Below are 13,317 nucleotides of genomic sequence, written 5' to 3'. Positions count from 1 at the left end.
ATCGCGCCGCCGGCCCTCTGCCGCGCGTGCGGAACGGGGAAATTGTTGCCGACCATGACCGATGACGAGGTGCTTGCCGAATTCCGTGCCAGCCATGCCTTGCTGGAGGGGCATTTTCGCCTGTCGAGCGGGCGGCACAGCGCCTGGTACCTGCAATGCGCCCGCGTGCTGATGAACGGCGAACGCGCCAGCCGCCTCGCCCGCGCGCTGGTCCAGAAGCTGCCGCGCGAACTGCGCCCGCGCATCGACGTGGTCGTCTCGCCCGCGATGGGTGGCCTGATCATCGGGCACGAGGTCGGCCGCGCACTGGAACGCGACGCCATCTTCCTGGAACGGCCGGAAGGCACGTTCGAACTGCGCCGCGGCTTTGCGCTGAACCCGGGTGACAGGGTGCTGATGGTGGAGGATGTCGTCACCACCGGCCTGTCCAGCCGCGAAGCGATCAAGGCGGTCGAGGCCGCCGGGGGCGAGGTGCTGGGGGAGGTCGCACTGGTGGACCGCTCCGCCGGCGCGGTCGATCTGGGCGTGCCGTTCTACCCGCTGGTGGAGATCAACTTCCCCACCTACGCCCCCGAGGACCTTCCGCCCGAACTGGCGGAACGGCCCGTCACCAAGCCGGGCAGCCGCGCCTGATGGCCAGCGGCGCCTTGGTCGGCGGAATGGGCGGACGCCTTCGGCTGGGGGTCAATATCGACCACGTCGCCACCATCCGCAATGCCCGCGGGGGCGAGCATCCCGACCCGGTCCGCGCGGCGGAGATCGTCGCCCGTGTCGGCGGGGACGGCATCACCGCCCATCTGCGGGAGGATCGCCGCCATATCCGCGATGACGATCTGCGCCGCATCCAGGATGCGACCGACCTGCCGCTGAACCTGGAAATGGCCGCGACGGAGGAGATGCTGGCCATCGCCCTCGCCCATCGCCCGCACGCCGCCTGCATCGTGCCCGAACGGCGGGAGGAACGCACCACCGAAGGGGGGCTGGACGCCGCCGGGCAGCACAATCGCCTGGCGCCGATCGTCGCCCGGCTGGGCGATGCCGGCATCCGCGTCAGCCTGTTCATCGCGCCGGAGGAACGCCAGCTGGAAGCCGCCATCCGCCTGGGCGCCCCGGCCGTCGAGTTCCACACCGGCGAATATGCCCATGCCACCGGCGAACAGCTGCCGATCGAACTGCGCCGCATCGCCGACATGGCCGCGCTGGCGGCCAAGAACGGGATCGAGCCGCATGCCGGCCACGGCCTGACTTACGACAATGTGCAGCCGGTCGCCGCCATCCCGCAGTTGGCGGAGCTCAATATCGGCCATTACCTGGTGGGCGAGGCGGTGTTCGTGGGGCTGGAGGCAGCCGTGCGGCAGATGCGCGAGCTGATGGATGCGGCGCGCTAGATGATCATCGGCCTTGGTTCCGACCTGTGCAACATCGACCGGATCCAGGCCGCGCTGGACCGGCATGGCGACCGGTTCGAACAGCGCTGTTTCACCGAACTCGAACGCGCCAAGGCGGCGCGGCGGCCCTTCACCCGCGCCGGCACCTACGCCAAGCGCTTCGCCGCGAAGGAGGCGTTCAGCAAGGCGGTCGGCACCGGCTTCTTCCAGGGCGTCTACATGAAGGATATCGGCGTCGTGAACCTGCCATCGGGCGCGCCGACGCTGGCGCTGACGGGCGGCGCGGCGGCGCGGCTGGCGCAGCTGACGCCGGCCGGGCACGAGATGGTCGTTCATCTCACCCTCACCGACGATCACCCATGGGCGCAGGCCTTCGTGATCCTGGAAGCCCGGCCCCGATGAGCTCCGTCCCCGACACCCTGTCCGACCATCCGGCAGAGCCGCCGGCCCCCCCGCCGGCCACAGCCCGCAAGCGCGAGCGGGTCGACTGGCTGGCCGAACTGCGCGGCCTGGCCCTGATGCTGCTGGCGGTGCTCGCCTTTCACAGCCTGGTGGCCAAGCCGTTCTACATCCCGTCGATCTCCATGCTGCCCAATTTGCAGGTGGGCGACCGGCTGATCGTCAGCAAATATCCCTATGGCTGGAGCTGGGTGTCCGCCAGCTTCCACCTCCTGCCCCGCTCCACCCACCGCATCATGCCCGCGACACCCGCTTATGGCGATGTGGTGATCGTGGTCCCGCCTGATCGGGCGGAGGATTACATCAAGCGCGTCGTCGCCCTGCCGGGGGACCGGATCGCCGTGGCCGACGGGCAGATCATCCTGAACGGGGAGCCCGTTCCGCAGGAGGTGGTGCCCCCGGCGCGCATCCCGGTGGCGGACCAGCAGTTCTGCGGCGGCGCACCCTGCCTCGCCGCCTTCGAAGGCTACCGCGTGACGCTGGCCGATGGCAGCCAGGTGTACGAGCCGCCGACCTATCGCGAGACGCTGCCCAACGGCGCCACCTATCTGGTGATCGACGACAATGCGGACGGCCTGCTCGACAACCGGCCCGAAGTGACCGTGCCCGAGGGGCATGTCTTCCTGATGGGCGACAATCGCGACCATTCGGCCGACAGCCGCGCCGATGCCGCGCCGATCGGCAACGGGCTGGGCGGGCCGGTGCCGATCGCCGATGTCGGCGGCCGCGCGGAACTGGTGACCTTCTCGCTCGACGGCAGCGAAGGCTGGAACCCGCTGAGCTGGATCCCGGCGCTCCGGTCCGGCCGCGCCGGCACCTCGCTGCGCCCGGACCGGGCGGCACCGTGAGCGCGCGGGAACGAAGCTGCCGGCGGGGCGTCGCGAGGCCGTGACCGAACCCGACAGCGACACCGAAGCCGACCACCGCCCCAGCCCCGCGCGCATCCTCAATCCGGAAATCCGGTTCGAGGTGCAGCGCGCGATGGCCTGGGTCGCGGTGGTCGGGCTGGCGGTGCTGTTCGTCCACATCTCGCAATCCCTGCTGGTGATCTTCGGCGGGCTGGTCTTCGCCGCGATGATCGATGGCGGTGCGCGGCTGCTGGGCCGGGTGCTGCCGGTCGGGCGATCGTTCCGCATCCTGATCGTGCTGCTGCTGTCGATCGCCTTCTTCCTGTGGCTGTTCTACTTCGCCGGGTCGAACATCTCGCAGGAGGCGGCGCAGCTGCCCACGCTGGTGCAGCAGCAGAGCATCCGCACCATGACCTGGCTGCAGAACCGCGGCATCGCGGTCGATTTCGGCATGGTGCAGAACCTGGCCGGCCAGCTGATGAGCGGAGTCGGCATGGTCACCTCCTATATCGGCGGCTTCGTCGGCGGACTGACCACGATGTTCCTGATCCTGATCATCGGCCTCTATGTGGCGCTGGAACCTCGCCTGTACGAACGCGGGCTCGGCTGGATGCTGCCGCGTGGATCGCGTGACGATTTCCACGTCACCATGCTGCGCATGGCCAGCACGATGCGGCGGCTGCTGGCCGGGCGGCTGGTCGGCATGGTGTTCGAAGGGGTGCTGACCTACGCCCTGCTGGCCTTCTGGGGCGTGCCGATGGCCGCGCTGCTGGGCATCCTGACCGGCCTGCTGGCCTTCCTGCCCAATGTCGGCGCGGTCGTCTCCGGCCTGCTGATGGTGCTGGTCGGCTTTTCCGGCGGGGTCGACATGGGGCTGTACACCATCGCCGTCTACGTGATCGTGCAAGGGTTCGACGGCTATGTCGTGGTGCCGCTGATCGCGCGCAAGACGGTGGACCTCGCCCCGGCGCTGGTGCTGGGGGCGCAGCTGATCATGGGCATCCTGTTCGGCATCCTGGGCCTGTTCCTGGCCGATCCGCTGATGGCGATGATCAAGGTCATGCTGGAACGCCGCAGCGAACGGCTGGAAGCAGGCGAGAACACCATGGCGACACCGACACTCCATGGCGCGTAAGTTCCTGTATGTGATCGCCGGCCTGGTCCTGCTCGGCGCGGCCGTGCTGTTCGCCCTGCGCATCTGGGGGCAGGACCTGACGCGCGTCGCGCTGATCCCCTCCGCCGCGTTCGAGGAACAGGCCCCGCTGGCCGGCAACGCCTATGCCGATCCGCGCATGTGGCTGTCGCATCCCCGCTTCCGGCGCGACACCGACCCGGCGCGCTGGCTGCCGCCCGGTATCGAGCCCGGGCCGGAGCTGCCGGCCGCGGTGTTCTTCGTCCACCCGACCAGCTATCTGGAACGCGCCCGCTGGAACGCCCCGCTGGACGATGCGCAGAGCCAGTCGCGCGCCCGCACCTTCGTGCGCGGCCTCGCCAGCCCGTTCAACGCGGCGGCGCAGGTCTGGGCGCCCCGTTATCGCCAGGCGACCTTTGGCGCCTTCCTGACCGATGCGCCCGAAGGGGCCCAGGCGCTGGACGCCGCCTATGCCGATGTCGCGCAGGCCTTCGACCTGTTCCTGGCGGAGGCCGAGCCCGGACAGCCGATCGTGCTGGCCGGCCACAGCCAGGGCGCACTGCATGTGCTGCGTCTGCTGCGTGAACGGGTCGCCGGCACGCCGCTGGCCGACCGGATCGCCGCCGTCTACGCCGTCGGCTGGCCCATCTCCGTCGCGCACGACCTGCCCGCTCTCCCGCTGCCCGCCTGCGCCACGCCGGACCAGGCGGGCTGCATCATCGGCTGGTCCTCCTTCGCGGAGCCGGCCGATCCCGGCCTGCTGCTGGACAGCTACGCCATGTCCCCCGGCTTCGACGGGCAGCAACGCGGCGACAGCCCGATTCTGTGCTTCAATCCGCTGACCGGCACGATCGGCGGCACGGCGCCCGCCAGCGCCAATGCCGGCACGCTGGTGCCCGATGAAGGGCTGGAGAACGGCCGGCTGGTGCCCGGCGCCGTGCCCGCCCGGTGTGACGAGCAGGGCCTGCTGCTGATCGGCGACCCGCCCGAACTCGGGCCCTATGTGCTGCCGGGCAACAATTACCACGTCTACGACATTCCCCTGTTCTGGCGCGACCTGCGCGCCGACCTGGCCCGGCGGGTTGGCGCATGGCAGAACAGCTGACCCCGCCCATGATCACGCCCCCCATGATCACGGAGGACGCCCGCGCCTTCGCCGGCGCGTTGCCCGATGGCGGTGTGCTGCTGGGGCTCGACCTCGGCACCAAGACGATCGGCACCGCCTTCTGCGATCCGGGCTGGGGCTTCGCCACCGCCGGCAAGACCCTGCCCCGCGGCAAGTTCACCGCCGACCTGGCCACCCTGCGCGCGCTGATCGCGGAGCGGCGCGTGACCGGGATGGTGCTCGGCCTGCCGCTCAACATGGACGGCAGCGCCGGCCCGCGCGTCCAGGCGACGCGCGCCTTTGCCCGCAATTGCGCGGTCCTTTCCCTGCCGATCCTGCTGTGGGACGAACGCTGGTCCACCCAGAGCGCGGAGCGGGCGATGATCTCGCAGGACATGAGCCGCGCCAAACGCGCTACCCGCATCGATTCGCACGCCGCCGCGATCATCCTGCAGGCCGCGATCGACCGTCTGGCGGGCGGCTGGCTGGACTAGCGGCGGGCCGGCGGGCGGGCGGAAGTCTAACCTGCCTCGTCACCCGCGCTGTCAGGCGTGATCTTCGGCGGTTCCGGATTGTCCGGCCCCGGCAAGGTCTCCGGCCTGTCCTCGGGAACAGGCGTACCGTCCGGCTTGCGCTCGGGATCAGGAGCGTAGGGATCGGGGGGAAGCGTGGCCATTCCGTGTTCTCCTGTGATGAAAGCCGAACCGCCAACTCTGGTCCGGGGTTCCAAGGGTTGGCCGGGCCCTGATGCCACTGCTTACCGGTATCGCCGCACAACGATGCGCGTCGCGGAGCCGAGCACGAGCGACTACGATCGAATAGCTCGCCGCCTTCAAGGTGGCCCACACTCCATCATCTGTCGTCGCCTCTGCGCCGGCAGGGGCCCAGCTGACCTCGTCACCAGCAACGCCAAGACGGCGGAGCCGCGGATTACCCCTGTCTTCGCAGGGGCAACGGTCATTATGGTGTTAGGTCCGCTTGTGGGTGGAAACCAGACGCGAGCCTGCCCTACTCATTCCAAAGTTCTGGGTGACGACTTTTGCTCTCTTCGCGAAAAAGTTCTTCAGCTCGTCGCAGAAGGTCTGCGCCTTCTTTGCTGTATCTTGCCGCTTCTGCTTCACTGACTACGCGACACAAATGGTTGAGAAAAGTAGCGCTGTATTCTGCTTCATTGCCGCTCGACCAGTCCGAACAAGTTCCACTTGCAGGTGGAAGGCCCAATCCTTCGCTATCAAGCCACTTGACGTGCATCTTCGATGAACTCGGTCTCAGCCGAAGCTCATCGTGTGCCGCGCGCATTGCAAGCAGAAGGGCTTGTATCCCATCTACGCCCCATATCGTCCGCTCGGACGTCCCATCTGGCCAGTCAATTGCAAAGCGACAGCTGTAATCTTGGCCATCCGTGATCGGCTGAAAGAATCTACAGCATATGACGTCACTATCCAAAGTGAAGCTTCTTTCAACATAGATGCGCTCTTGGGTCATTCGTCACCTCGCCTTAGCACTTTGATCCAGGTCGGCATTGTCGGCAATGGGGCGTAAGCGGACAATCCTCCCCCAGCGGGGGAGGGGGACCACCCGCAGGGTGGTGGAGGGGCACGCGCCGCCTCTCAACAGGGAGCTGGCCAGGAGCGTTCGGAGAGATCGCGGGGTGCCCCTCCACCCCTCGCTGCGCGAGCGGTCCCCCTCCCCGTGCCGGGGAGGATGTCGCCCGCACCACGCCAGCCAAAAGCATTTTCCTACACCCACACGCCCCCCCTACGCGCGTGGGCATGAGCAACCGCCGCAACTCCAGCAAACGGCCCCGCCACAAGCCGTGGGCACCTTACCTCAAGCTGCCCGCCTTCCTCCCCGTCCCGCTGCGCACCCGCCGTGACGGCTGGACCCCCGCGCGGCAGGCCCGCTTCATCGCCCTGCTCGCCGAAACCGCCTGCGTGCGGAAGGCCGCACAGCTGCTCGGCCTGACCCGCGAGTCCGCCTATCGCCTGCGCAAGCATCCCGGCGCCGGCTCGTTCCGTGCCGCATGGGAGACCGCGATAAGGGGAAAACAGCAGCCCCGCTGGAAGTTCACACCGGTGGAAGCGCGCACGCTGGCACTGGAGGGGCCGTTCCACATCGCGCTGTATCGCGGCCGGGCCCGCACGATCTGGAGAAAGCCCGATGATTCAAGGCTTTTGTCCGCCATCCACCGGCTCGACCGACTGATCGGCGACGTTCTGGACGCCCCCTACGCATGGCCGGACCTGCGGCGACAAATCCGCCGTTCCGTGTAACCCCCGCCTCTGCCACAATGGGACCCATGCCGATGACCCGCTTCGCCGCCGCCCTGCCCCTGCTGCTGCTCGCCGCCTGCAACGGCCAGCCGGATGATCTGCCCGGCGGCGAGGATCCGCGCCCTTACGCCGGGATCGCCGAAAGCGACCGGCTGCGCTTTACCGGAACGGAGCCGTTCTGGGGCGGGGAGGTGCGCGGCACGACCCTGCGCTTCAGCACGGCGGAGGAGCCGGAGGGGCGCAGCATCACCGTCACCCGCTTTGCCGGGCGCGGCGGGGCCAGCTGGTCGGGCGAACTGGCCGGCGCGCCCTTCACCCTGCTGGCCAGCGAAGGGGCGTGCAGCGACGGCATGTCCGACCGGAGCTACCCGTTCACCGTCACCGTCCAGAATGGCGAGCAGCTGCTGTCCGGCTGCGGCTGGACCGATGCCCGCCCGTTCACCGGGTCGGAGGCGCCATAGGGCTCAGCTCTCGCCGGCCGGCCCCAGCTTGGCCTGCAGCACCTGGTTCACGACCTGCGGATTGGCCTTGCCCGCCATCGCCTTCATGGTCTGCCCCACGAAGAAGCCGAACAGCGCCGCCTTGCCGCCGCGATACTGCGCCACCTTGTCGCCATTGGCCGCCAGCACCTGATCGGCGGCGGCCTCGATCGCGCCGCTGTCGGATTCCTGCTTCAGGCCTTCGCGCTCCACGATCACGCCGGGCGCATCGCCGGTGGCGATCATGCCTTCCAGTACCTGCTTGGCGATGGAGGCCGAAATGGTCCCCTTGCCCACCAGCGCCAGCAGTTCCGCCCCGCTCTCCGGCGTCACCGCGCCATCGCCCGGCGTCCGGCCCGCCTTGTTCAGCGCGCCCATCAGTTCGGACAGCAGCCAGTTGGCCGCCTGCTTCGCGACCTCGGCGGGCTGCTTGCCCTGCGCGGTGGCGCTGGTCAGCAGCAGCGCCTCGAACCAGCGCGCCGTCTCCACCTCGGCGGTCAGCACATGGGCGTTGTAGTCGCTGAGGCCCAGCGCCTCGACATAGCGGGTGCGCTTGGCATCGGGCAGTTCGGGCAGGCTCTCGCGGCACTCGTCCAGGAACGCCTCGTCCAGCTCCAGCGGCAGCAGGTCGGGGTCCGGGAAGTAGCGGTAGTCGTGCGCATCTTCCTTGGAGCGCATGGACCGCGTGGTGCCGGTCCCCGGATCGAACAGCCGCGTCTCCTGCACGATGGCGCCGCCATCCTCCAGCAGGTCCACCTGCCGGCGTGCCTCATGCTCGATCGCGGCCATGACGAAGCGGACCGAGTTGACGTTCTTGGTCTCCGTCCGCGTGCCCAGCGGCTCTCCCGCACGGCGGACGGACACGTTGACATCGGCGCGCATGGAGCCTTCCTCCATGTTGCCGTCGCAACTGCCGACATAGCGCAGGATAGCCCGCAGCTTGCGCAGGTAGGCGCCGGCTTCCGCCGGGCTCGCCATGTCGGGGCGGCTGACGATCTCCATCAACGCCACGCCGCTGCGGTTCAGGTCGACATAGGACATGGTCGGATGCTGGTCGTGCATCAGCTTCCCGGCATCCTGCTCCACATGGATGCGCTCGATCCCGATCACCTTGTCCGCCGGGATGCCCGCCTTCTCGTCCGCCTCGATGGTCAGCGATCCCTCGCCCACCAGCGGGTGGTACAGCTGGCTGATCTGGTAGCCCTGCGGCAGGTCGGCATAGAAGTAGTTCTTGCGGTCGAACCGGCTCCACCGGTTGATCTGCGCCTCGATCGCCATGCCGGTGCGCACCGCCTGGCGGATGCATTCGCGGTTCAGCACCGGCAGCATGCCGGGCATCGCCGCGTCCACCAGGCTGACCTGCGCGTTCGGCTCCGCCCCGAAGGTGGTGGCCGCGCCGGAGAACAGCTTGGCGTTGGAAGTGACCTGCGCATGGACTTCGAGGCCGATCACGACCTCCCAGTCGCCAGTGGCGCCGTGAATGCGATAAGTGCTCATCAGTTCTGCCTAGTGCGGGCAATGCAGGCTGTGAAGAGCCTTAGGCGGGCTGCGAGACCGCCCTCTTGCGCCCGAGCAGCTTCCGTCCGAGCCGCACGCCTGGTTTTTCCACATACTCCGTCAGCACCCATGCCGCGGCAAGCACGACCATGAGCCAGACCGCCTTGAAGGCCAGGCTGCCCATGATGCCGTCCAGGTCGACCAGCCAGTGCACGAGAACCCATACGGGCATGTGCACGATGTAGATCGAGAACGACAGGTCACCCAGCTTCAGCAAGGGCGGCAGGCTCAACACGCTGTGGGACCGGGTGCCGGCCACCATGATGAGGGTGATGAAGATGGGGGTGAACATCGCGATGATCGGAGCAAGATCCCGCAACACGATCAGTACGGCAAAGGCGCACAGGAACAGCGGCACGAACCATCGCGTCGTCGGAACGGAGATGAAGCCGCGATCGATCATGGCCGCAAGCACTGCTCCGAGCGAGATACCGACAAAGCCGCGCATGATCGGGTAGTACACATCGGGCGTGACGATGCAGGACAGCCACCCTTGCGCCACCACCAGCAGTGCAAAGGCCGCGAACATCGTCACTCGCGGGATCCGCCACAGTTGCAAGACCCCGAGCCCAAGCAGCACGGTGATATAGACCTGGACGTTCACGGACCAGCTCGGCTGGTTCCAGCCCGGGAAACCATCGAAGAAGAAGATGTATAGCCCGAAGAACTCGGCCGCGAGAGGGGCCGGATGGACCGGCTTCAGCACAGCCGGATCGGTTCCGCCCCAGATCATCAGCGCCCTGATGGTAAACAGCAGCGCCAGAACAACCATGTGGCAGGGCAACAGCCTGAAGACGCGCTCGATCAGCGCCTCCCCGATCGGGCGCGGCCTTTTCACATAGGATTTCGCCAGCACAAAACCGCTGAGGACGAAGAAGAAGTCCACGATGACCGGGAAGGCGGGAGTGACCACCACCCCGCCGCTGACCTTGTGCAGGAAAGACTTGAGGCCGAAATGACCGAGTACGATCACGACCGAGAGGATCCCCCGGATCCCGTCGAGATCACGGTATCGCCTATGGTCCTCGGGCGGTGTCATTCCGAGCCACTTACAGCATGCGATTGCACAAGTGAACCGGCTATGTTGCACTGCACACTTGGGCACGAGGCTCAGATCGTCAGCGCCTCCCGCTCCGCCGCGCCGGCGCCCCAGCGCCGCGCATGGTCGCGCGACCAGCGGCGGGCGGGCTCCTCCAGCCAGCGAAAGGAGAGCGCGGACAGGCCGACCGTCAGGGCGATCATCACCAGCGACATGATGGTGGCCGCTCCCTGGTCCAGAGCCAGCGTGCCGAGCCCGAAGGGGCGCGGATCGGTGGCCACAAGGTCCGGCCGGCCCATTGCCTGCAGCACCGCCGGCCCGGCCTTAGCCAGCGGGCGGATCAGCAGCATGTGCAGCATGTAGATGGAGTAGGACAATGTGCCGAGCACGATCAGCGGGCGCAGCTGCAGCAGCCGGCTGACCCAGCCCTTGTCCCGCGCAAAGATCAGCACCGTCGCGGCAAAGACGGGCGATGTCAGCAGCAGCGTGCTGTTGCCCAGCGGCATCGCCGCGAGCAGCCAGACCAGTGCGGCAAGGCTCGCCACCTCCAGCAACGTCAGCCAGCTCGCGCCAATCTGCCCGTGCCAGCGGCGGTGCAGCCAGTGGCAGCCGACGCCCAGCCCGAAACCCAGCATGCCGCGTTGCAGCAGCCGGCCGAGCCCCGGGTGATTCCACTCCAGAGCCAGGGCCGCCACGCATCCGCCGACCAGCAAGGCCGCCAGCGTCAGCCCGCGCCGTCCACGGCCGAACAGGGTGGCGGCGATGGCGTACAGCACGATCTCGACCGAGATCGACCAGCTGACCGGCGCATAATGGTTGTTGGCGCCGGTGGCGAAGCCGTCCAGCAGCAACAGGCCGCGCCAGAACAGCAGCGGATTGCTCCGTTCCCCCAGCACGCCGTGGACATAGAACAGCTCGAACGCACTGGCCGCCAGCACCGCGGCCACATGCAGCGGCACCACCCGCCCCAGCCGCAGCGCCAGGAACTGCCGGCGCGAGAAGCCCTGCGCCAGACGCTCGCCATAACTGGCGGCAATCACGAAGCCTGACAGGACGAAGAAGAAGTCCACCATCAGCCAGCCATTGCGCAGGAAGCCTGCGCCGGCCAGCCAGCCGAACGGTCCCATGTGGAACAGCATCACGGCAATCGCCGCCACGCCGCGCAATGAATCGAGAGCGATGAACCGTCCGCCATCCGGCAGGCGGGCCAGCGCCTCCCGACTGGCTACCACCAGCGGTCCGGCTGCGCGGTAAAGCCGGCGCGCTGTTCGATCGCCAGGGCGGCGTTCAGCACGCCCTGCTCGTCCAGCGGACGGCCGATCAGCTGCAGGCCCAGCGGCAGGCCCGCAGGATCAAGCCCGGCCGGCACGCTCATCGCCGGCAGGCCGGCAAGGCTGGCGGGCACGGAGAACACGTCGTTCAGATACATCGCCAGCGGATCGGACAGCTTCTCGCCCAGCGCGAAGGCGGTGTTGGGGGCGGTCGGCGCCAGGATGACGTCGCACTTGTCCCACGCTTCGGCAAAGTCACGCGCCACCAGCGCGCGCACCTTCATCGCCTGCGTGTAATAAGCGTCGTAATAGCCGGCGGAGAGCACATAGGTGCCGATCAGGATGCGGCGCTTGACCTCGTCGCCGAAGCCGGCGGCGCGGGTGGCGGCATACATGTCCTGCAGATTGGCGCCCTGCGGCAGGTCGCGCAGACCGTACCGCACGCCATCATAGCGAGCCAGGTTGCTGGACGCTTCCGCCGGGGCGATGATGTAATAGGCTGGCAGCGCATATTCGGTATGCGGCAGGCTGATGTCGACCACTTCGGCTCCGGCATCCTTCAGCCAGGCGATGCCGTCGTCCCACGCCTTCAGAATGGCGGCATCGGTGCCGTCCATCCGGTATTCGCGCGGAATGCCGACGCGCTTGCCCTTCAGGTCGGCATTCAGCGCGCCGCTCCAGTCCGGCACCGGCAGGTCGAGGCTGGTGGAATCCTTCGGGTCGAAGCCCGCCATCGCCTGCAGCATCAGCGCGCAATCGGCCACGCTGCGCGCCATCGGGCCCGCCTGATCCAGCGAGGACGCAAAGGCGACGACGCCCCAGCGACTGCACCGGCCATAGGTCGGCTTGATGCCGCAGATCCCGGTCAAGGCGGCGGGCTGCCGGATGGAGCCGCCGGTGTCGGTTCCGGTCGCCGCCGGTGCCAGCCGCGCCGCCACCGCCGCGCTGCTGCCGCCGGAGGAGCCGCCGGGGGTCAGGCCGGCAGTGCTGCCGTTCCTGCGCCATGGGCTGACGACATCACCGAAATAGCTGGTCTCGTTGGAAGAGCCCATCGCGAACTGGTCGAGGTTCAGCTTGCCCAGCATGCCAGCGCCGGCGTCCCACAGGCGCTGGCTGACCGTGCTTTCGTAGCGCGGCGTGAAGCCTTCCAGGATGTGGCTGGCTGCCGTGGTCTGCACGCCGTTGGTGGCGAACAGGTCCTTCATGCCGATCGGCACGCCGGCCATCAGGCCCAGCTCGCGCCCGGCGGCGCGGTCCGCATCCACCTTGTCCGCCGCCGCGAGCGCGTGGTCGGGCGTGGTGACAATGAAGGCGTTCAGCGCGGAGGCATCCGCGACCGCCGCATTGCAGGCCTCGGCCACCTCGCGCGCGGTGAAGGTGCCGGCGGCGACACCGTCACGGATCGCCTGGACGCCCAGGTGAGTCAGTTCGGGCTGTGTCAGTTCGCTCATCACTCGATCACCTTGGGCACGCCGAAGAAGCCGTGCTCCGCCGCGGGGGCGTTGGCCAGCACCGCATCGCGCACGCCGCCGCCGGTCAGCGGGTCGGCGTTCACCACATCGTCACGCAGACGCAGGGGCTGCGCGATAACGGCGGTCATCGGCTCCACGCCGGTCACATCCACCTGACCCAGCTGCTCCACGAAGCCCAGGATCTTGTTCAGTTCCGGCACCATACGGTCCAGCGCGGCATCATCCATGCTGATGCGCGCCAGGGAGGCGATCTTGGCCACGGTGGCCTTGTCGACGGACATGCTGTTCCTTCGG

16 protein-coding genes are annotated in these 13,317 nt (G+C 68.2%); 9 read left to right on the top strand and 7 right to left on the bottom strand.

The features are described 5' to 3' along the window. Positions 1 to 54: 54 nt before the first annotated feature. Genes pyrE through ruvX form a run of 7 tightly spaced genes read left to right on the top strand, consistent with a single transcriptional unit; the run spans position 55 to position 5,426 of the window. Positions 55 to 633: an orotate phosphoribosyltransferase gene (gene pyrE / locus D5S08_RS11140; RefSeq protein ID WP_121118494.1), complete on the top strand. Its 579-nt coding sequence runs from the start codon at positions 55 to 57 to the stop codon at positions 631 to 633. 26 nt (positions 634 to 659) lie between these two features. Further along, a complete protein-coding gene (locus tag D5S08_RS11135; RefSeq protein ID WP_121118492.1) occupies positions 660 to 1,388 on the top strand; it encodes a pyridoxine 5'-phosphate synthase in 729 nt (242 codons plus the stop codon). Then, positions 1,389 to 1,790, top strand: coding sequence for a holo-ACP synthase (acpS, locus tag D5S08_RS11130; RefSeq protein WP_121118490.1), 402 nt, complete (start codon positions 1,389 to 1,391; stop codon positions 1,788 to 1,790). Continuing rightward, positions 1,787 to 2,695, top strand: a complete 909-nt coding sequence (gene lepB, locus D5S08_RS11125; protein WP_121118488.1) for a signal peptidase I — start codon at positions 1,787 to 1,789, stop codon at positions 2,693 to 2,695. The genes acpS and lepB overlap by 4 nt, the downstream gene beginning before the upstream one ends. A 40-nt stretch (positions 2,696 to 2,735) precedes the next feature. Further along, positions 2,736 to 3,830, top strand: a complete 1,095-nt coding sequence (locus D5S08_RS11120; RefSeq protein ID WP_241557358.1) for an AI-2E family transporter — start codon at positions 2,736 to 2,738, stop codon at positions 3,828 to 3,830. Beyond that, positions 3,820 to 4,932: a DUF3089 domain-containing protein gene (locus tag D5S08_RS11115; protein ID WP_121118486.1), complete on the top strand. Its 1,113-nt coding sequence runs from the start codon at positions 3,820 to 3,822 to the stop codon at positions 4,930 to 4,932. Before D5S08_RS11120 ends, D5S08_RS11115 begins: the two co-directional genes overlap by 11 nt. 23 nt (positions 4,933 to 4,955) lie before the next feature. Continuing rightward, positions 4,956 to 5,426, top strand: a complete 471-nt coding sequence (ruvX, locus tag D5S08_RS11110) for a Holliday junction resolvase RuvX (RefSeq protein WP_121118669.1) — start codon at positions 4,956 to 4,958, stop codon at positions 5,424 to 5,426. A 26-nt stretch (positions 5,427 to 5,452) separates the two neighbouring features. On the opposite strand, the gene D5S08_RS16695 is transcribed toward ruvX, so the two are convergent. Continuing rightward, positions 5,453 to 5,608 carry a hypothetical protein gene (locus D5S08_RS16695; protein WP_155522970.1) on the bottom strand — a complete coding sequence of 52 codons (156 nt, stop codon included), beginning with the start codon at positions 5,606 to 5,608 and terminating at the stop codon, positions 5,453 to 5,455. 332 nt (positions 5,609 to 5,940) lie between these two features. Continuing rightward, the gene (locus tag D5S08_RS16450; protein ID WP_126665543.1) at positions 5,941 to 6,417 is read right to left on the bottom strand and encodes a DUF6968 family protein; all 477 of its coding nucleotides are present in this window, start codon (positions 6,415 to 6,417) and stop codon (positions 5,941 to 5,943) included. Positions 6,418 to 6,704: 287 nt separating this feature from the next. On the opposite strand from D5S08_RS16450, the gene D5S08_RS11100 reads away from it, so the two are divergent. Next, positions 6,705 to 7,205: a hypothetical protein gene (locus D5S08_RS11100; protein ID WP_121118484.1), complete on the top strand. Its 501-nt coding sequence runs from the start codon at positions 6,705 to 6,707 to the stop codon at positions 7,203 to 7,205. 32 nt (positions 7,206 to 7,237) lie between these two features. Continuing rightward, complete coding sequence (locus D5S08_RS11095; RefSeq protein WP_241557357.1) at positions 7,238 to 7,666, top strand: COG3650 family protein; 429 nt, start codon at positions 7,238 to 7,240, stop codon at positions 7,664 to 7,666. Positions 7,667 to 7,669: 3 nt separating this feature from the next. On the opposite strand, the gene gatB is transcribed toward D5S08_RS11095, so the two are convergent. The 5 genes from gatB to gatC form a co-directional block, all read right to left on the bottom strand. Next, positions 7,670 to 9,181, bottom strand: a complete 1,512-nt coding sequence (gene gatB / locus D5S08_RS11090; RefSeq protein ID WP_121118480.1) for an Asp-tRNA(Asn)/Glu-tRNA(Gln) amidotransferase subunit GatB — start codon at positions 9,179 to 9,181, stop codon at positions 7,670 to 7,672. A 40-nt stretch (positions 9,182 to 9,221) separates the two neighbouring features. Continuing rightward, the gene (locus D5S08_RS11085) at positions 9,222 to 10,280 is read right to left on the bottom strand and encodes an acyltransferase family protein (RefSeq protein ID WP_121118478.1); all 1,059 of its coding nucleotides are present in this window, start codon (positions 10,278 to 10,280) and stop codon (positions 9,222 to 9,224) included. Between the two features lie 71 nt (positions 10,281 to 10,351). Further along, complete coding sequence (locus D5S08_RS11080) at positions 10,352 to 11,512, bottom strand: acyltransferase family protein (RefSeq protein WP_121118476.1); 1,161 nt, start codon at positions 11,510 to 11,512, stop codon at positions 10,352 to 10,354. Next, on the bottom strand, positions 11,506 to 13,002 hold the full coding sequence (gene gatA / locus D5S08_RS11075) for an Asp-tRNA(Asn)/Glu-tRNA(Gln) amidotransferase subunit GatA (protein ID WP_121118474.1): 1,497 nt from the start codon (positions 13,000 to 13,002) through the stop codon (positions 11,506 to 11,508). The genes D5S08_RS11080 and gatA overlap by 7 nt, the downstream gene beginning before the upstream one ends. Then, positions 13,002 to 13,304, bottom strand: a complete 303-nt coding sequence (gene gatC / locus D5S08_RS11070) for an Asp-tRNA(Asn)/Glu-tRNA(Gln) amidotransferase subunit GatC (protein ID WP_121118472.1) — start codon at positions 13,302 to 13,304, stop codon at positions 13,002 to 13,004. Before gatC ends, gatA begins: the two co-directional genes overlap by 1 nt. Between the last annotated feature and the right edge of the window lie 13 nt (positions 13,305 to 13,317).

The sequence above is a fragment of the Croceibacterium ferulae genome (genome assembly GCF_003660445.1).
GTDB classification, from domain to species: Bacteria; Pseudomonadota; Alphaproteobacteria; order Sphingomonadales; family Sphingomonadaceae; genus Croceibacterium; species Croceibacterium ferulae.
This window is presented reverse-complemented; position numbering and strand designations above follow the sequence as displayed.

Coding starts and splice junctions, on each gene's coding strand:
- pyrE (WP_121118494.1), top strand. CDS start 55: ATGACCGATGACGAGGTGCTTGCCGAATTCCGTGCCAGCCATGCCTTG.
- D5S08_RS11135 (WP_121118492.1), top strand. CDS start 660: ATGGGCGGACGCCTTCGGCTGGGGGTCAATATCGACCACGTCGCCACC.
- acpS (WP_121118490.1), top strand. CDS start 1,389: ATGATCATCGGCCTTGGTTCCGACCTGTGCAACATCGACCGGATCCAG.
- lepB (WP_121118488.1), top strand. CDS start 1,787: ATGAGCTCCGTCCCCGACACCCTGTCCGACCATCCGGCAGAGCCGCCG.
- D5S08_RS11115 (WP_121118486.1), top strand. CDS start 3,820: ATGGCGCGTAAGTTCCTGTATGTGATCGCCGGCCTGGTCCTGCTCGGC.
- ruvX (WP_121118669.1), top strand. CDS start 4,956: ATGATCACGGAGGACGCCCGCGCCTTCGCCGGCGCGTTGCCCGATGGC.
- D5S08_RS16695 (WP_155522970.1), bottom strand. CDS start 5,608: ATGGCCACGCTTCCCCCCGATCCCTACGCTCCTGATCCCGAGCGCAAG.
- D5S08_RS16450 (WP_126665543.1), bottom strand. CDS start 6,417: ATGACCCAAGAGCGCATCTATGTTGAAAGAAGCTTCACTTTGGATAGT.
- D5S08_RS11100 (WP_121118484.1), top strand. CDS start 6,705: ATGAGCAACCGCCGCAACTCCAGCAAACGGCCCCGCCACAAGCCGTGG.
- D5S08_RS11095 (WP_241557357.1), top strand. CDS start 7,238: ATGACCCGCTTCGCCGCCGCCCTGCCCCTGCTGCTGCTCGCCGCCTGC.
- gatB (WP_121118480.1), bottom strand. CDS start 9,181: ATGAGCACTTATCGCATTCACGGCGCCACTGGCGACTGGGAGGTCGTG.
- D5S08_RS11085 (WP_121118478.1), bottom strand. CDS start 10,280: ATGACACCGCCCGAGGACCATAGGCGATACCGTGATCTCGACGGGATC.
- gatA (WP_121118474.1), bottom strand. CDS start 13,002: ATGAGCGAACTGACACAGCCCGAACTGACTCACCTGGGCGTCCAGGCG.
- gatC (WP_121118472.1), bottom strand. CDS start 13,304: ATGTCCGTCGACAAGGCCACCGTGGCCAAGATCGCCTCCCTGGCGCGC.